The 17,189-nt window shown below is 70.6% G+C and carries 14 protein-coding genes; 9 read left to right on the plus strand and 5 right to left on the minus strand.

Going from position 1 to position 17,189, the window contains the following annotated elements; genetic code table 11:
* Positions 1-34: 34 nt before the first annotated feature.
* Positions 35-1,879 (plus strand): L,D-transpeptidase family protein, encoded by a 1,845-nt coding sequence (locus tag GTZ93_RS05075; RefSeq protein WP_257979058.1) that lies wholly within the window; start codon positions 35-37, stop codon positions 1,877-1,879.
* Here the strand turns inward: GTZ93_RS05075 and GTZ93_RS05080 are convergent.
* The 3 genes from GTZ93_RS05080 to GTZ93_RS05090 are packed head-to-tail and all read right to left on the minus strand — an operon-like array spanning position 1,876 to position 3,761.
* A complete protein-coding gene (locus GTZ93_RS05080; protein ID WP_120577374.1) occupies positions 1,876-2,292 on the minus strand; it encodes a secondary thiamine-phosphate synthase enzyme YjbQ in 417 nt (138 codons plus the stop codon). The two genes, GTZ93_RS05075 and GTZ93_RS05080, sit on opposite strands and share 4 nt — an antisense overlap.
* Before the next feature lie 24 nt (positions 2,293-2,316).
* Complete coding sequence (locus GTZ93_RS05085; RefSeq protein WP_120577375.1) at positions 2,317-3,051, minus strand: alpha/beta hydrolase; 735 nt, start codon at positions 3,049-3,051, stop codon at positions 2,317-2,319.
* Entirely contained in the window at positions 3,048-3,761 is a 714-nt protein-coding gene (locus GTZ93_RS05090) for a peptidylprolyl isomerase (protein WP_139916385.1), read from the minus strand. The genes GTZ93_RS05085 and GTZ93_RS05090 overlap by 4 nt, the downstream gene beginning before the upstream one ends.
* 75 nt (positions 3,762-3,836) lie before the next feature.
* Between GTZ93_RS05090 and speD the strand changes: the two genes are divergently transcribed.
* The 7 genes from speD to GTZ93_RS05120 are packed head-to-tail and all read left to right on the plus strand — an operon-like array spanning position 3,837 to position 10,946.
* Complete coding sequence (gene speD / locus GTZ93_RS05095; RefSeq protein WP_139916387.1) at positions 3,837-4,187, plus strand: adenosylmethionine decarboxylase; 351 nt, start codon at positions 3,837-3,839, stop codon at positions 4,185-4,187.
* Entirely contained in the window at positions 4,184-6,100 is a 1,917-nt protein-coding gene (locus GTZ93_RS05100; protein ID WP_139916389.1) for a DUF4178 domain-containing protein, read from the plus strand. The genes speD and GTZ93_RS05100 overlap by 4 nt, the downstream gene beginning before the upstream one ends.
* Positions 6,101-6,133: 33 nt before the next feature.
* The gene (locus GTZ93_RS42110; RefSeq protein WP_014393983.1) at positions 6,134-6,295 is read left to right on the plus strand and encodes a hypothetical protein; all 162 of its coding nucleotides are present in this window, start codon (positions 6,134-6,136) and stop codon (positions 6,293-6,295) included.
* Positions 6,295-6,522, plus strand: coding sequence for a DUF350 domain-containing protein (locus GTZ93_RS05105; protein ID WP_014393984.1), 228 nt, complete (start codon positions 6,295-6,297; stop codon positions 6,520-6,522). The genes GTZ93_RS42110 and GTZ93_RS05105 overlap by 1 nt, the downstream gene beginning before the upstream one ends.
* A 13-nt stretch (positions 6,523-6,535) precedes the next feature.
* Positions 6,536-8,032 (plus strand): polyamine aminopropyltransferase, encoded by a 1,497-nt coding sequence (locus GTZ93_RS05110; protein ID WP_120577379.1) that lies wholly within the window; start codon positions 6,536-6,538, stop codon positions 8,030-8,032.
* On the plus strand, positions 8,023-9,654 hold the full coding sequence (locus GTZ93_RS05115; RefSeq protein ID WP_180946025.1) for an FAD-dependent oxidoreductase: 1,632 nt from the start codon (positions 8,023-8,025) through the stop codon (positions 9,652-9,654). Before GTZ93_RS05110 ends, GTZ93_RS05115 begins: the two co-directional genes overlap by 10 nt.
* Before the next feature lie 26 nt (positions 9,655-9,680).
* Positions 9,681-10,946: a threonine aldolase family protein gene (locus tag GTZ93_RS05120; protein WP_139916394.1), complete on the plus strand. Its 1,266-nt coding sequence runs from the start codon at positions 9,681-9,683 to the stop codon at positions 10,944-10,946.
* A 73-nt stretch (positions 10,947-11,019) separates the two neighbouring features.
* On the opposite strand, the gene GTZ93_RS05125 is transcribed toward GTZ93_RS05120, so the two are convergent.
* On the minus strand, positions 11,020-11,451 hold the full coding sequence (locus GTZ93_RS05125) for a cupin domain-containing protein (protein WP_120577382.1): 432 nt from the start codon (positions 11,449-11,451) through the stop codon (positions 11,020-11,022).
* A 229-nt stretch (positions 11,452-11,680) separates the two neighbouring features.
* On the minus strand, positions 11,681-15,760 hold the full coding sequence (locus GTZ93_RS05130; RefSeq protein WP_161662658.1) for a DUF3857 domain-containing protein: 4,080 nt from the start codon (positions 15,758-15,760) through the stop codon (positions 11,681-11,683).
* Between the two features lie 275 nt (positions 15,761-16,035).
* Here GTZ93_RS05130 and GTZ93_RS05135 point away from each other — a divergent pair, with 275 nt between their 5' ends.
* A complete protein-coding gene (locus GTZ93_RS05135; protein WP_139916399.1) occupies positions 16,036-17,178 on the plus strand; it encodes a hypothetical protein in 1,143 nt (380 codons plus the stop codon).
* The last annotated feature ends 11 nt before the right edge of the window (positions 17,179-17,189 follow it).

Consider the following 17,189-nt stretch of genomic DNA (forward strand, 5'->3'; position numbering starts at 1 on the left):
GTTGTTCTTCGCGTGCGCTCCGGTGGAGCCCCCCGTGCCCGCCGCATTGGTGGACGCGGGCACCGTGACAGCACAGGCCCCCGTGCCCGAGGCCCGCGCCGCGCCGGCCGTGACGGCACAGGCCTCCGCGCACGCTGTAGAGGCCGCGCAGGAGGAGTCCGCGCAGGCGCTTCACTCCGCATGGCAGGCCACCGCGCCCGAGCCCGCTGATGACGGTGGCGTCACGCATGCGGCTGCTCCCGCGCTGCTGGACGTCATGGAGGAGCAGGAGGACGCGGGCAGTGCGCTCTCGCTGGCGCAATCCATCTCCGTTGGCGCGAACACCGGAGCCCTTCCGGGCGAAGAGGAGCCGCAGGTCATCACCGAGTCCGAGGTCCCCGTGCTGGAGCTGGGGCCGGACGGCGAGCCGTTGATCGACGCGGACGACGACGCCACCGCGACCGATGCGGAGGCCCTCGCGCAAGCGCTCGACGGCGGGAGTGCTCCGGGTTCGCCTGACATCGCCATGGGCTCCGACCCGAACGCGCCTGTCGCGAACGCGGGGACCGACACCCACGGTCCGCCCCCGGCAACGCCCATCACGGGGGCCGACGGTGACGAGGACGTGGTCGCCGAAGTACCGCTCACGGACGTCGACGCGGGCATGGAGCCCTACGCCATCCCGTACGCGCCAGACGCGGGCTCGCTGCGCGTGCGCCGCTCCATCGCGGTGCGCTCCGAGCCCCGGCAGGACTCGCCTTCATTGGGCACCGTGGCCCAGGACATGCGCGTGAAGTGGCAGGGCGCGATGCGCGGCCCGGACTGCGAAACCTGGGTGCAACTGCAACCGCGTGGCTGGGTCTGCGAGCGCTACCTGGAACAGAACTTCCGCGAGCCCCGCGTCCGCCCGCTGCCTCGCGTGGAGGAGGGCGCGCTCACTCCCGGCGTCTACGCGCGCGTGGTGGGCCACCGCGTGCGTGCCTATCCGAGCCTCGCGCTCGCCCGCCGGAAGAAGCAGGGCGTGCTGCTCAAGGGCTCCGTCACCGTGAAGCTCCTGGGCCAGGTGAAGGTCGGCCGGCGCACCTTCTGGCGCACCTCCGACGGTCAGTACTTCGAAGCGCGCGTGCTGCGCGAGCACCGCCCCTCCGACTTCAGCGGCCTGGACGCGGAAGCGCTCGCGTCCCTGCCCATGCCCTTCGGCTGGGCCCAGTCCCGCGCCGCGCCTCGCACGGACGTGGTGGTGCGCAAGGCCCCGGACGCGCGAGCGGAACGAGAGACGACCCTCCCGCCGCGCACGCTCGTCTCCGTGCGAGAGCTGTCCCCCGACGGCCAGTGGGTCCGCATCGCCGAGGACCACTGGGTGGCGCGCGACGACCTGCACGTCGCGTGGTCGCTGGCGTCACCGTCCATCGTGGAGCCTGGAGCGCGCTGGCTGGACGTGGACCTGGAGGCCCAGACGCTCATCGCCTACGAGGGCGACCGCCCCGTCTACGCCACGCTCATCTCCTCCGGCAAACCCGGCACGGACACGCCAGAAGGTCTCTTCCGCATCTGGGTGAAGTTCGCGGAAGCAGACATGACGGGCAGCATGGGCAAGGCCAGCTACCGCGTGGCCACCGTGCCGTGGACCATGTTCTTCGAGGGCGACTTCGCCCTGCACACCGCCTACTGGCACGACCGCTTCGGCGAACCCGTGAGCCACGGCTGCATCAACCTGGCCCCCAAGGACGCGCGAGCCCTCTACGGATGGACCACGCCGGAAGTGCCCACCGGCTGGTCCATGGCCCACGCGATGCCGGACGACCCCGGCACCTGGGTGCGCATCCGAGGACAGGCTCACGAGGCGCCAAAGAGGCGCCGCAAGGGCGCCCCCATCGTCGCCACCGTGCGTGACCTCTAGCCGCCCAGCACGGACACCGTGACGCGGCGGCGGTGCGGTGACGTGCGGTGCTCCCAGACGTAGACGCCCTGCCACGTGCCCAGGTCCGCCTCGCCGTCCTTCACCGGGATGCTCAGGGACAGCTGCGTCAACACCGTGCGCACGTGCGCGGGCATGTCGTCCGGCCCCTCCGCGTCGTGCTGGAACAGCGGATCCCCGTCCTTCACCAGCCGGGAGAAGAACGCCTCCAGGTCGCGCTGGACGACGGGGTCCGCGTTCTCGCCGATGATCAGCGACGCGCTGGTGTGGTGCAGGAACACCGTGCACAGGCCCTCGCGGATGCCCGTGCCCTTCACCGCCTGCTGCACCTCACCGGTGATGTCCACCAGGCCTCGGCCTCGCGTGGACACCGTCAGCTCCTTCGCCTGATACACGCGAAACCCTCCGTGTCCCGCGGGTCAGCGCCCGTCCAGCTGCTTCACGAGGAACGCCGCCAGCTGCTCCAGCTCCTCGGTGATGATGGTGTGCCCGCCGTCGAACGGCAGGAACTCCACCGGCAGCCCCGCGCCCGTCAGCAGGTCGCGCAGGCGCTCGCCTTCCTGGAAGGGCAGCACCGGATCCTGCCGGCCATGTCCCTGGAACACCGGCAGGGATGGCCGGCCGCGGACCTTGGGCTCCCACTCCTTGCCGGCGACCATGGCCCCGGACAGCAGACACAGGCCGGCGGGGCACTCCTCCAGCCGCAGCGCCACGTCCGTGGACATCATCGCGCCCTGGCTGAAGCCTCCCAGCACCACGCGGTTCAGGGGCACCTGGAGCGCCGCCACCACGCTCATCAACGCCCGGCGCGCGGCGGGCATCCCCGGCGGCACGGTCTGGGAGTACTGCGGCCAGTCCCGTCCCTGGCCCATCAGGATGGCCATGGGGATTTCAAACCATGCGCGGCCACCAGGCATGCCCAGGGCGTCCAGTGACAGCAACGCCTCCGGGAAGACGAACCGCACGCCCTGCGCCAGGCGGGGCGCGGCCATCATCAGCTCGGGCGCCAGCGCCACCAGGTCCGTGCCCGGCGCGCCGAAGCCGTGGCTCAACACCACCACCAGCTCCGGCGTCGCGCCCTCGGGGAGCGCGTCCACCACGTGGCAGTCCAGCTCACCCAGCTTCGTGCGCACGTGGCGCGGACGGAGGCTCACGGCTGCGTGTCGCTGATGGTGATGTGCTTGATGCTCACGTCCGAGAACGGCCGGTCCGCCCGGTTGCGCTCCACGCCGGCGATCTTCTGCACCACGTCGTAGCCCTTCACCGTCTCACCGAAGATGGTGTGCTTGCCCTTGAGGAACTGCGGCTTGGACGTGGTGATGAAGAACTGGCTGCCGTTGGTGCCCGGACCCGCGTTGGCCATGGCCAGCAGGCCCTCCTTGTCGAAGTCCCGGTTGCTCTTGAACTCGTCCCCGAAGCGGTAGCCCGGGTCGCCCCGGCCGGTGCCCGTGGGGTCGCCGCCCTGGATCATGAAGTCCGGGATGACGCGGTGGAAGAGGACGCCGTCGTAGAGCGGCTTGCCCTCCTCGCGCTCACCCGTCTTGGGGTTGATCCACGGCTGCTCGCCCGTGGCCAGGCCCACGAAGTTCGCCACCGTCTTGGGCGCGTCCTTGGAGAAGAGCTTGATGACGACGGTGCCTTCGCTCGTCTCCATCGTGGCCCAGAGGTCCTGGCCCTCCAGGGCCTTCTTCTGGAAGCCCTTCGCGGAGGCCGCGTCCGTCTGCAGGCTCACCGTGCGAGTGGCCGCCGCGGAGTTGGAGGGTTGAGCGGCGGGGGCCTTCGCGGCGGGCGGCTGCTCCTTGTCCTTGGAGCACGCGGTCAGGGCGAGGCAGAGGAGTCCAGCGGTCAGGAATCGGGTGCGCATGGGGCGGGCATCCTAGCGGCTTTCGACCCGGCTCCAGCGTGTTAAAGAGGGTCTCTACTCCCGGAGGTTTCCCCTGTGACAACCGGACAGGAATGGCTGGTTGACGCGAGCGGCTGCACGCCGGAGCGGCTCAAGGACGCCGCCGCGCTGGCGGCACTCTTCGAGGAGCTGGTCGTCCTGATGGACCTGAAGGTCGTGGGCCAGCCGCAGTGGCACGTCTTCCCGGAGCCCGGCGGCGTCACCGGCCTGGCGCTCCTCGCGGAGAGCCACCTGACCGTCCACACCTTCCCGGAGCATGGCTTCGCCGCGCTCAACGTCTACTGCTGCCGCACCCGCGCGCGTCCGGACTTCGCCGCGCTGGCGGCGAAGCATCTGGGCGCCACGTCGTGCCGCGTGCGCGAGCTGTCGAGAGGGGTGGAGGCGTGACGCAGGGGGCGTGTCCGTCGTGTGGCGCGAGCGTGGAGTTCTCCGCCGGGTCGGCGCAGGTCGTGGTGTGCGGCCACTGTCAGACGATGGTGGCCCGCGTGGGCGCGGAGCTGGAGGACCACGGCCGCGTGGCCCGCATCGTGGAGACGGACTCTCCGCTGCGCCTGGGGCTGGAGGGCCGCGTCAACGGCACCTCGTATCAAATCGTCGGGCACCTCCAGAAGGACCACGGCGCCGGCCCCTGGGACGAGTGGTACGTGGAGATGGCCGACGGCCGCACCGGCTGGCTCAGCGAGTCCGAGGGCGCCTTCCACCTGCTCTCCGACGCGGGCGTGGAGGAGGGCATCGAGCTGGAGCACCTCCACCCCGGTGACCGCCTGCGCCTGCGCAACCGCCCGCTGGTGGTGGAGGAGCGCGGCCACGGGCGCGTCGTCGCCGCGGAGGGACAGCTCCCCAGCGACGTGGATCCAGAGGCGGACAGCTACTACGTGGACGCCACCGGCCCGCGCGGCCTGTTCGTCACGCTGGACTTCGGCAGGCGCGACCGCGACCCGGAGGTGTTCCTGGGACAGCGGCTGGAGCTCAAGCAACTGGGCATCCCCGCGGGAGAGCTGCGCCCTCGCGTGCGCAAGGCCCAGCTCCAGCAGGCGCGCTGCACCAATTGCAATGGCCCGCTGGAGCTGCGCGCGCCGGACCAGGCGATGCGCGTGGCGTGCCCGTACTGCGGCGCGCTGATGAGCGTGACGCAGGGCAAGCTGGCCTTCCTCAAGCTGCTCCAGAAGCCGGAGCTGCCGGCGGCCATCGCCCTGGGGCAGAAGGGCACGCTCGACGGCACGGACTGGATTTGCATCGGCTACCAGGAGCGCTCGTGCGTGGTGGAGGGCACGCGCTACCCGTGGATGGAGTACCTGCTCTACAACGCGGCGCGCGGCTTCACCTGGCTGATGGAGTCCAACGGCCACTGGGTGTTCCTGACGCCCATGGCCGCCGGTGACGCGAGCGTCGTGCCGCAGGTGTCCGCCTTCTACGAACGCCGCCGCTACAAGGCCTTCCAGTCCGTCACCGCCGTCACCGACGCGGTGGTGGGCGAGTTCTACTGGAAGGTCTTCCAGGGCGAGAAGGCGCGCGCCACGGAGTACGTCGCGCCGCCGTACTCGGTGAACGAGGACGCCACCGACAACGAAGTCGCGTACACGCATGGCGAGTACCTCTCCCCGGAGAAGGTGCGCGAAGCGTTCCGGTTGAAGGAGCCGCTGCCCAGGCCCCGGGGCATCGCGCCCAGCCAGCCCAACCTGCGCCGCGAGTCGATGATGCGCACGCTGCGCTGGTCCGCGGTGTGGCTGCTGGGCCTGTTCGCGCTGGCGGGTCTGCTCCACGCGCGCGCGCTCAATGCGCGGGTGCTGGACCTGCGGGTGACGCTGCCCCGGACCGCGACCTCCGGCTCCCCGGATGCCATGCACTTCAGCGAGCCCTTCGAGCTTCTTCGGGACGGCAACGTGCGGGCGGAGATCCACATGTCGCAGCCGCTCGACAACTCCTGGGTGGGCGTGCAGGGCGACCTGGTGAACCAGGACACGCAGGACGTGGTGAGCTTCTACGAAGAGGTGAGCTACTACCACGGGCGCGACAGCGACGGCTCGTGGAGCGAGGGCGGGCAGAATGGCAGCGTGTTCCTGTCGTCGCTGCCCAAGGGGAAGTACGTGCTGCGGACGACCACGTCGTTCGACCCGAACCTGAAGCTCACGGGCCCCTCGCTGGGGCCGGTGCTCAGCTACCAGGTGCTGCTCACGCACGACACGCCCAACGAGAGCTGGTTCGTCATCGCGCTGGTGTTGCTGCTGGTGATTCCGGCGCTGTCGTTCTTCGGCGCCCACAGCTTCGAAACCGAGCGCTGGAAGGAAAGCAACCTGTAGCGCGCACGGCCCGCGCGGGCCAGGAGGTGGACGATGAAGTACCTGGGCGGACTGGTGCTCGTGGCGTATGCGTGGGCCACCTATACGGGCTGGGCCCCATTCAGTGACGAGGAGCGCGGGCGGGTGACCGGCGACGTGAAGCGCGGTCCCGGCGGCGTGCTGCTGTGGACCGGTGGATTCATGGGAGGCAAGTGATGCTGTTGCTCGGAGTGGTGGTCACCCTGCAGGGAGTGCTGGCGAGCGTCATCTATTCGCTCATCGGCCTGGTGGTGTTCGTGGCCGGCTTCTACGTCATCCGCCTCATCCTGCCGTACGACGTGCACAAGGAAATCGAGGTCGACCAGAACACCGCCCTGGGCATCGTCATCGGCTCGTTCATCCTGGGCCTGGCCATCATCATCGCGGCGGCCATCAGCGGCTGAAACACGTGACGCTTTGAACAAGACGCTGCTCTTCCTCACCGTCCTCGTCATCGCGACGTGCGGGCTCATCTACGAGCTCATCGTCGGGACGCTCGCCAGCTATCTGCTGGGGGACAGCATCACCCAGTTCTCCACCGTCATTGGCGGCTACCTCTTCGCCATGGGCATTGGCAGCTACCTGTCGCGCTTCGTGGAGCGCGGGGTGGCCCAGCGCTTCGTGGAGATAGAGCTGGCCGTGGCCCTGGTCGGCGGGCTGTGCGCGCCGATGCTGTTCCTCACCTTCACGCTCACCAGCGTGTTCCCCGTGGTGCTGTACGGCAGCGTGCTGCTCATCGGCACGCTGGTGGGGCTGGAGATTCCCCTCCTGCTGCGCATCCTGCAGGACCAGCTCAAGTTCAAGGACCTGGTCAGCCAGGTGCTGACGTTCGACTATCTGGGCGCGCTCGCGGCCAGCGTGGCCTTCCCGCTGCTGCTGGTGCCGAAGCTGGGACTGGTGCGCACGTCGCTGCTCTTCGGTTTGCTCAACGCGGGCGTGGGGCTGTGGAGCACGTGGCTGCTCGCGCCCGTGCTGGCCAACCCCATGCGCCTGCGCATCAAGGCGGTGGCGCTGTGCGCGGGGCTGCTGGTGTGCTTCGCGATGGGGGACCGGCTCACCACGTTCTACGAGGACCAGCTCTACGCGGATGACGTCGTCCACGCCACGAGCTCCCCCTACCAGCGCATCATCGTCACGCGCGGCAAGCGGGGCTTCTCGCTGTTCCTCAACGGCAACCTCCAGTTCGCCAGCATCGACGAGTACCGCTACCACGAGTCCCTGGTGCACCCGGCCATGGTGCGCGCGCAGAAGGTGGAGCACGTGCTCATCCTGGGCGGTGGGGACGGGCTCGCGGCGCGCGAGGTGCTGAAGTATCCGGACGTGAAGTCCGTCACGCTGGTGGACCTGGACCCCGCCATCACCGGGCTCGCCACGAACTACGCGGAGCTGGCGGCGCTCAACCACCACTCCATGACGCACCCGAAGATGCGCGTCATCAACACGGACGCCATGCAGTTCCTGGCGGAGGGCGCCAACGCCTGGGACGTCGTCATCGTGGACTTCCCGGACCCCAACAACTTCGCGCTGGGGAAGCTGTACACGACGGGCTTCTACAAGATTCTCAAGAGGCACCTGTCGCCGGGCGGCGTGGCGGTCATCCAGAGCACCAGCCCTCTGTTCGCGCGGCGCTCGTTCTGGTGCGTGGAGACCACGTTGAAGGCCGCGGGCTTCTGGACGCAGCCGTACCACGCGCTGGTGCCGTCCTTCGGTGAGTGGGGCTACGTGCTGGTGGCGCAGGACCGGCCCGGCCGCTACCGCCCGCTGCCGGAGGGGCTGGCGTTCCTGGACGAGGACACGCTGGAGGGGCTCACGCGCTTCTCCCCGGACATGTCCCCGCTGCCGGCGGAGGTGAACCGGCTGAACAACCAGGTGCTGGTGCACTACTACGAAGAGGAGTGGCGCCGGTGGAACTGACGCGGCGCGAGCTGGTGGCCGCGTTCCTGGGCGCCTCCGTGGCGAGCGCCTGTACGCGGCAGGCCGCTCGCGCGCCGGTGCCGGGCGCCATCGTGGACCGGGCGGTGGATACCGGCCACAAGTTGCGCACAGGGCCGCTGCCGCGCGCGCAGGACTTCGAGCCGGTGGGCGTGTTGATTGTCGGCGCGGGCGCGGCCGGGCTGTCCGCCGCGTGGCGCCTGTCCGCCGCGGGCGTGAAGGACCTGCGCGTGGTGGAGCTGGAGACGGAGGCCGGGGGCACGTCCCGCTCGGGCCGCAACACCGTGTCCGCGTTCCCGTGGGGCGCGCACTACCTGCCGTCCCCCCTGGAGGACACAGGGCCGGTGATGCGCCTCTTGCGAGAGATGGACGCCGTCACCGGCGTGGACGCGGAAGGCCATCCGTCGTTCGCGGAGGAGCTGCTCATCCAGGAGCCCGACGAGCGCGTCTTCTACAGGGGCCACTGGTACGAAGGGCTGTACCTGCGCGCGGGCGCGAGCCCCGAGGACCTGGCGGAGCTGGAGCGCTTCGATGCGCGGATGAACACCTTCGCGGCCGCGCGCGACGCGAAGGGGCGCAAGGCGTTCGCGGTGCCAGTGGCGCTCTCCAGCGACGACGCGGAGTGGACCGCGCTGGACGCGCTGAGCATGGCTCAGTGGATGGAGGCGGAGGGCTTCCGCTCGCCCCGGCTGAAGTGGTTCGTGGACTACGCGTGCCGCGACGACTACGGCACCACCTCCGAGCACGTCTCCGCCTGGGCGGGCATCTGGTACTTCGCCGCGCGGCAGAACGGGAAGGGTGAGCGCAGCGACGGCTTCCTCTCCTGGCCCGAGGGCAACGGCCGGCTGGTGAAGCAGCTGGCGTCGTCGCTGGGCCCGCGTCAGCTGGAGACGCAGGTGCTGGTGCACACGGTGGAGCCGGGCGAGGACGGCTGCCGCGTGCACGCGCTGGATGCGCGCACCGGGGCGCCCCGGGCCTTTCGTGCGCGGCAGGTGGTGCTGGCGTGCCCGCGCTTCGTCGCCGCGCACGTGGTGGCGCCGTGGCGCGAGGCGCGACCCGCGTGGATGGACGCCTTCGTCTACAGCCCGTGGGTGGTGGCGAACCTGACGGTGTCCGCGCCACCGGCGTCTCGGGGCTTCCCGCTGGCCTGGGACAACGTCTTCTACGAGAGCCGGAGCCTGGGCTACGTGGTGGCTACGCACCAGTCGCTGCGCCAGGACTCGCGCGGGCCCACGGTGCTCACCTGGTACCTGCCGATGGCCGGCGCGGACGTGAAGGCGGAGCGCAATCAGGCCCTCTCCGCGACGTACGGGGACTGGGAGGCGCTGGTGATGGCGGACCTGTTGCCGGCGCACCCCGGGGTGGGCGCGCTCGCGCAGCGGCTGGAGGTGCAGCGCTGGGGTCACGCCATGGTGCGGCCCCAGCCGGGCTTCCTCTGGGGCGAAGCTCGCCGCGCCGCGCAACAGAGCCTGGGGCGGCACCTGCACTTCGCGCACACGGACCTGGGCGGCATGGCCCTCTTCGAGGAGGCCAACTGGTTCGGCGTGCAGGCCGCGGAGCGGGCCCTGGCGGGAATGGGGCTCAAGAGCGCCAGTTGGTTGTAGCCATTGGAAGCGGGAGGGAAGGGCACATGAAGGACAGTCGCTTCAGCCGGGCGGAGTTCCTCGGACTCACCAGCCTGCTCGCGGGCTCCACGCTGTTCCCGACCCGGAGCCAGGCGGCTCCTGACGGAGGCACGCCGTCCCTGCGCACCGTCAAGTCGCCGGGGCTCGCGGGCGTCCCCGCCGCGGAGGCGGCTCCCAAGCCCGTCTCCCAAGCCGAGTACGAACAGCTGCGCAAGGGCTGCACCGCGTCGCTGCCGGTGGCCTCCACGTCCGACGACGGCGCGGAGTACGTGCGCATTGGCGAGTGGATGCAGCGCCAGAAGCTGACCAGCGACTTCTACGGCAACGGCGACTTCGTGCAGGCCTTCGAGAAGAAGCTCGCGGACCTGCTGGGCTTCGAGGACGCGTGCTTCATGCCCACGGGCACCATGGCGCAGCTCATCGCGCTGCGCATCTACGCGGACGCGAGCAACGTGCGCACGGTGGGCGTGCACCCGTCGTCGCACCACGTGCTGCATGAAGACGACGCCTACTCCGTGCTGCACCAGCTGCGCGCGGTGAACCTGGGCCCGTGGACGCGGCCGCTGCTGGCGGAGGACGTGGTGCAGGCGCGCGACACGCTGGGAAGCGTCAGCGTGGAGCTGCCGGTGCGCTGGCTGGGCGGGCAGCTCCAGACGTGGGAGCAGCTCCAGGAGCTCAAGCGCACGTGCCGCGACAAGAAGGTGAAGCTGCACATGGACGGCGCGCGGCTGTGGGAGAGCCAGCCCTTCTATGGCCGCTCCTACGCGGACATCTGCAAGGGCTTCGACTCCGTCTACGTGTCCTTCTACAAGATGGTGGGCGGCATCGGCGGCGCGATGCTGGTGGGCAACCGCGACTTCATCAAGGAGTCGCGCGTGTGGCGCCACCGGCACGGCGGCAACCTGTTCCACCTGGCCCCGCTGGTGGCCTCCGCCGCCATGCGCTTCGACGCGGCGCTGACCGCCATCCCCGGCTACGTGAAGCGCGCGAAGGCGCTCACCACGCTCATCGCGGCGGACTCCCGCGTCACCGTGCTGCCGCAGCCCGTGCAGACGAACATGTTCCACGTGTTCCTGCGTGGCTCACCGCAGGTGTACAGCCGCCAGCGCGACCGCATCGCGCGCGAGGACCGGGTCTGGGTGGCGGGAGGCTTCGGACAGACGCGCGTGCCCGGCGTCGTGTCCACGGAGCTGCAGGTGAGCGAGGGGCTGGGCTCCATCAGCGACGCCGATGCGGCCCGGGCCTTCCTGCGCCTGCTGGAGGCGGCCTGATACCTGGCCGCCTGCCGTGACGTCGGGTGTCAAAGTCAGACACCCGGCGTGTGAAACACAGCCTTGCAGTGCGTCAGGCCGCCTTCTTGATGCTGTATTGCGGCTCCTGCTCCTGGGCCTTCAGGAAGAACTCCGAGTCGAGCAGCATCACGATGCGGCCCTTGTCGTCATGGAACGCGATGGGGCCGTGCGCGGTGAAGTGCACGAGCGACTCCTCCAGCGCGGTGGTGGCGGGGTGCTCGGCGCCCAGCGGCTCGAACTCGTAGTCGCCCGCGCGGGTGATGCCCAGGCGGTCCTGCGTCGAGCCGGAGAGGATGAAGATCTCCGCCGGGCCCAGGTGCTTGTGCGGCGCGAAGACGGCGCCCTTCTCCATCTTCAGGATGGCGCTCCACACACCCGTCTCCGCGCTCACGCGCAGCAGGCGGTAGGACGTTCCAGGACCGAGCGGCTTCCACTCGAGGTCCGCGGTGTGAACCAGTCCATTCATCATCGCCGTTCCGGACATGACAGCCTCCTCGCTCAGCCCTGCGTCTGTGTGTCTTCAACCATGATAACGCCCAGGAAGGAAAACCTTGCAAGTTAGTCTCACGTGTCGGGTTGTTGTCTTTAAACCGCCCCTTTGTCTCAGGAAGATTCCACGGCGGCTGTCCGCCAACGCCGCTGCCGGTCGCATTTTCTGATCAGGCAGCAAGCATCCGGTGATTGTGGACCCATGTGGAAACCCGCAGGGTGGCTCACCGGCGATTGAGACGGGTCTGCGCCAGCCGGTGGAACGAACGTGAGTCGGATGTGTCGTCGCGGGGGACCGCGCGATAGAGCCCCCGGGCCGCTTCCGTCAGCCCGAAGGACTCCGCGAGCCGGGCCTTCACGTAGAGCAGGCCCGCGTTTGCCGGAGTGTCAGCGCCGCCCAGGTCCATGGCGTCGTCCACCAGCTTTCGTGCCTCCACCAGCTTGCCGGACTCCGCCAGCAGCGCGGCGAGCAGGGCGGTGGGCGTCGTGTCTCCTTCCGCGCCCAGGCGCACGGCCTTCTGGGCCCACGCGATGTCCTCGGGCCTCACCCGGCCGCGGTACAGCGCCGCCCAGGCCAGGGTCCGGTACGCGTCAGCCCCCCCGCCTCCCAGGTCCATCAGCTCGCGCGTGGCTTCGTCCAGCCTCGCCCAGTTGCCCAGGTTCAGGGAGGCCAGCATCAGTGACTCGAAGCCCAGGCTGTCCGTGTGCAGCAGCCCGAGCCGGCTCTCGGACACCTGGCGCAGCTCCGCCCACCGGCCGCTCTCCGAGAGCATCTCGCGCTTGAGCCAGAAGGCATCCGCGGATTGCGGTACGTCCGAGCGCACCTCGTCCAGGATGACCTCGGCGTTCGGGCTCTGGCCGTTCGCCCGCGTGGCCACCGCCAGCGCCATCATCAGCCGGTGCCGCTCCTGGCCCGACGCGTACTGCGCCTGGGCCCGCAGCGCGGCGAGGACGCGCGCGTCCCCCGTGCTCGCGCCCAGGTAGGCGCATGCGGCGCGCAGGTGCGTCACGCCCTCCGCTCCGGAGAAGCCCCGCAGCGTGTTCGCGAAGGAGGCCAGGGGGGACAGGCCCGTCGGCTCCACCGCGCGGGTGTCCGCCACGGCCCATTCAATCCACACCAGGGCCTGCTTGAGCTTGCCGGCATCCAGCCACCGCAGCGCCTCCGCTCCCAGCGGGCGCGGATCCGTCACCGAGCCCAGCAGGCGCAGTTGGTTGCTCTCGTTCACGATGTACCAGGCGTCCTCGTACACCTGCGCGCCCAGCAGGAACTTCAGCCGCACCCGGTAGCCAATCTTCTCCTGGCCCTCCACCTTGAGGTCGAGCGCGGCCACCGCGAGGTCCGCCATGGAGGACTCGCCCACGGTGTCCAGGGAGGTCCGTGAGAAGCGCGAGGCCTGGGCCTGGAGCAGCTCCAGCTTGCGGTCCAGTGTGCTGTCCTCGCGGTCGCGGTTGGACAGCAGGGGGCGGATGGTGGCCTTGAAGTCCTTCGCGTCGCGCGCCGTCCAGGCCGCCTTGACGATGCGGCGCACCAGCGCCTCCGGCCCCTTCTCCTCCTTCGCGTTCTTGCCGTCGCGAGCGTTCTTCGCCAGCTCCAGCTGGAACTGGCGGTCCGGGTCGTAGGCGCCCTTGAGGGCTGCCTCGAAGAGCTTCACCGCGTCACCGGCCCGGCCCCGCGTGAGCAGGTGATTGCCCGCGAGCGCCAGCGCCTGACGGCGTGCGTCCGGCCCCTCGAACTCGAGGTCCGCCGCCGCGATGGCCTCCGTGATGCCCTGCCGTTCCGCCGTGGTCATCACCAGCACCTTCGTCCGGAGGTCGGAGGGCGCGGCCTTGCGCGCGGCCTCCAGCGCCTCGGCGGTGGCGCCCGAGCGGAACAGGGCCGCGATGAGCCGGTCGTCCACGTCCTGTGCGTGCAGGTCATCGCGCAGGTGGCGCCAGGTGGCCACCGCCTCGGCGAGAGGCGCGCCCCGGCCGAAGCGCTCGCCCTCGCGGTTGTGTTCCAGCAGGTCCGCCAGGAGCACGTTCGCGGAGATGTTGTCCGGCTCCAGCGCGATGGCCTTGCGGCACGCCGCCACCGCGCCCTCCAGGTCCGCGCCCGGAAGCATCGGCTGGCCCTGCGGGTCATGCTGCAGGACCCACGCGAGCACGTGGTGGACCAGCGGCGAGGACGGCCGCTGCTCCACCGCCCGGCGCGCCTCGATGCGGGCCTGCTCGCCAAAGCCCAACCGCAAGAGCGTCCCGGCGTAGCGCGCGCGCACCTGCGCCGAATCCGCGCGCGACGTGAGCCGCTTCTCGTAGAGGTCCAAGCCGTCCTTCACCCGCCCCGCCTCCACCAGCCGGGCGCCCCGGTCCTCGAACTCCACCTCCATCGGTGCCCGGTGCGCGAACGTGGCCAGCGCCGTGCGGAAGGCCGTCACCTCGTCCGGCGTGTAGCGGCGCTTCACGGTGTCGAAGCGGAAGGTGGCGCTGAGGCCGCCGTCGGACTCGCGCGTGTAGGCCAGCGCGAGCGTGGCGGGCCCCAGGGACAGCGTCTCGTCGCGAGGGACGGTCCGCACGCCGAAGCCCTGCGGTGGGCGCAGGCGGTAGCGCACCTCCGCGCGGTAGGCCACCGGGAGCACCAGGTCCGCCTTGCGCTTCGAGGGCAGAGCGGGCTTGCGGCCCAGCTCGTCCGGCAGCAGCTCCCTCACGTCGTCCAGTGAGTCCGGCAGCCAGGCCAGGGGCGAGTCGAGCCGCAGGGGGACACGCACGCCGCGCCAGCCCGTGGTGGCGAAGCGCGCGGACGCGACGTCCAGCTCCAGCCGGAAGGGGCCGGTGCCCTCCTCCAGCGACGTGTGCTTCAGGCCCTCCAGGGTGCCCTGGTACTGCGCGGTGGCGAGCGCCTCCAGGTTGCGGCGCAGGTCGTCCGGGCGCACCGCGCGCAGCAGGCGGCGGTACTGCACCGCCAGCGAGCCCGACAGCTCGCGCGTCTCCTTCACGCGGGCCGGGCCCTCGTCGGACAGCTCCACGGTGCGGGTGAAGAGGGCGGTGTTCGCCGAAGGGGGCGCCTCGTCGATGACGGTGAGCCCCTGGGTGTCCTGCGCGGCCACCAGCGCGTGACGTCCCTGAAGTTCCGGGGCGAGCATCCCGGCCTCCGCGCCTGGATCCGTGGGGTCGATCCACAGGGCGGGCGCCCCGGGAACGTGGACGATGGCGTGATTGAAGAAGCCCATGCCCGGAAGCTCCGGCACGTCCTCGCGCCCGGAGCGCACCAACGCCACGTGGGCGGGGATGCCCGCGCCGCGCAGCAGGCCCACGAGCAGCGTGGACATCTCCTTGCAGTCGCCGTACTGGCGCGCGAGCACCTGCTTCGGCGGAGCGGGAACGATGGCGGCGGCGCCGAACTCCAGGCCCGTGTAGCGCACCGACTCCCGCACCTCCTCCAGCAGCCGCTGCGCCACGACGCGGCGGTCCTTGGAGCCCTTCGCGAGCGCGCGAGCCCGGGCCTGGAGCGACGCGCCATCCAGCTGCTCCTCCACGATGGTGTCATAGGCCCGGGCCACCTCGTTCCAGGAGCGGCCCGTGGAGAAGGCCACGTGCGGCTGGAAGGCCTGGGCCGCGGGCAGGTCCGCCTCCAGCGGTGTCACGGCGGCGTAGGGGCCGCCCTCGAAGCTCAGCCGCTTGCGGTCGGACTGGTGCTGCGGCAGCGGCTCCAGCGGCAGCCCCTGGACGCGCAGCGCGAGCTGGGTGCTGGGGGCCACGTCGATGGCCAGGCGCACCTTGCGCACGGGCACGGGGCTGGCGAAGTAGAAGTGCGTGACGACGCCCGCGTCGAAGAACGCCTGCGTGTCCTCTACCACCGACTCCATCTCCACGATGCTGCCGGGCCGCAGCGAGGGCAGCGGCGCGCGCAACGCGCGGGTGTCGCTGTAGACGTCCGGCGCCGAGTCCTCCACGGGCGCGTCGTGCAGCGTCCCTTCATCCAGCGGGTGCTCCTTCCCATCCGGCGTGATGACGCGGGCGCGGAGGACGGGGCGCTGCTGGCGCCAGGGGGACCACTCGGCGCGGGCCTCGGCCCACTGGCGCACGCCCGCGGCGGTGAGGATGCGGAAGACATTGCGGTGGGTGGTGCGCCAGCGGTGAGGCCCCAGTTCCTGGTAGTTCCCTTCCCGCAGCAGCACCTCCACGTCACCGCCCCCGGCGGGCGCGGGCAGCTTCGCGGCGCTGGTGGCCATGGCGGAGGCGGAAGCCGTGAAGGCCGGCCCTTCCCAGGGCAAGGCGCGCTCGGCGCCCAGGGCGGGAAGTGCGGCGAGGAGCAGGCAGAGCAGCATGGAGGCAGTCGCGTTCCAGCGGGCCGGAACCGGTGAGGCATTGCGCATGGGCGTGGGAGCGCGTCCGTCCAGACGGGAGCCGGTGGAAAGGAGGGCGCGGGGGGCAAACCCTAACGAATCGCCTGCACGGAATGACACGCACGCACCGTCATGGCCGCGCGCTGCTTGCGCCTCAATGACTGCTCAGCTGTAAAGGATTGATTGGATACCGGGTAAATCAAGTGGGTGCGCCAGGACCAGGGAGGACCGGAGAGTGCGCTAATCTCCGGGGCCCGATGCCCCGTCTCCTCTCGCCCGCGCAGGCCTGGCTGTTCGGCCCTGGCGTGGACCTCTCCGTGTTCGCCGGCAGCGCGCTCGTGTCCGTGGTCTTCGTGCTGGCCGCGCCGTGGCTGGGAGCGGTGGGGGACATGCCCGCGTGGGCGTGGCTCCTGTTCGTGGTGGGCGTGGACGTGGCGCACGTCTGGTCCACGCTGTTCCGCACGTACCTGGACGGCGAGGAGGTGTCGCGCCGCCCGGGCCTCTACGTGGGCGCGCCGCTCGCCGCGTACACGGCGGGCGTCTTCGCGTACATGGTGTCTCCCGGCGCGTTCTGGAGCCTGTTCGCGTACGTGGCGCTGTTCCACTTCATCCGCCAGCAGTACGGCTGGATGGCGCTCTACGACCGCAAGGCGCGTGTGTCCGCCTTCGAGCGGCGCCTGGATGCCGCGGCCATCTACGCCGCCACGCTGGGCCCCGTCGTGTGGTGGCACGCGAACCTGCCTCGCTCGTTCTGGTGGTTCGTGGAGAACGACTTCATCTCCGGCCTCCCGCGGTGGATGGGCACCGCGGCGCTGGGCGCGCACGCGGCGGTGCTCACGCTGTGGGCGGGCTTCCAGTGCTTGCGCATCGCGCGGGGCGAAGGCGTGCAGGCCGGCAAGGTGCTGCTGGTCGTGGCCACATGGGTGGCGTGGTTCGGCGGCATCGTGCTCGCGCGGGACGACTTCGCGTTCACGGTGATGAACGTGGTGCTGCACGGCGTGCCGTACTTCGCGCTGCTGTTCCGCTACGCACGTGGGCGCCACGCGGAAGGGGGCTTCGGCGACATGGGCGTGCTCCTGCGGGCGGGGCTGCCGGGCTTCCTGCTGTTCCTCGCGGGACTGGCGCTTTTGGAAGAGGGGTTGTGGGACGTGCTGGTGTGGCACGACCGCCCGGTGTTGTTCGGCGACAGTGGTCCCGTCCTGGAGGCGGATGTGCTGGCGCTCGTGGTGCCGCTGCTTGCGCTGCCGCAGGCCACGCACTACGTGCTGGACGCCTTCATCTGGAAGGCAGGGAGGGAGCCCGCGTTGCTGGTCCGGCTCGGCTGGGCACGGGCGGGGCAGGGGCCCTCAAACGTCAGCCAGGCGCACAAGGTGGTAGCCATTCCCGGAGGGGGTGAATAGAGCTAGTGGGT

Source organism: Corallococcus exiguus (genome assembly GCF_009909105.1).
GTDB lineage: Bacteria > Myxococcota > Myxococcia > Myxococcales > Myxococcaceae > Corallococcus > Corallococcus exiguus.

Excerpts from the sequence above, each read along its gene's own strand:
- GTZ93_RS05135 (WP_139916399.1), top strand. The coding sequence starts at position 16,036 with ATGCCCCGTCTCCTCTCGCCCGCGCAGGCCTGGCTGTTCGGCCCTGGC.
- GTZ93_RS42110 (WP_014393983.1), top strand. The coding sequence starts at position 6,134 with ATGAAGTACCTGGGCGGACTGGTGCTCGTGGCGTATGCGTGGGCCACC.
- GTZ93_RS05105 (WP_014393984.1), top strand. The coding sequence starts at position 6,295 with ATGCTGTTGCTCGGAGTGGTGGTCACCCTGCAGGGAGTGCTGGCGAGC.
- GTZ93_RS05125 (WP_120577382.1), bottom strand. The coding sequence starts at position 11,451 with ATGTCCGGAACGGCGATGATGAATGGACTGGTTCACACCGCGGACCTC.
- GTZ93_RS05130 (WP_161662658.1), bottom strand. The coding sequence starts at position 15,760 with ATGCTGCTCTGCCTGCTCCTCGCCGCACTTCCCGCCCTGGGCGCCGAG.
- GTZ93_RS05090 (WP_139916385.1), bottom strand. The coding sequence starts at position 3,761 with ATGCGCACCCGATTCCTGACCGCTGGACTCCTCTGCCTCGCCCTGACC.
- GTZ93_RS05120 (WP_139916394.1), top strand. The coding sequence starts at position 9,681 with ATGAAGGACAGTCGCTTCAGCCGGGCGGAGTTCCTCGGACTCACCAGC.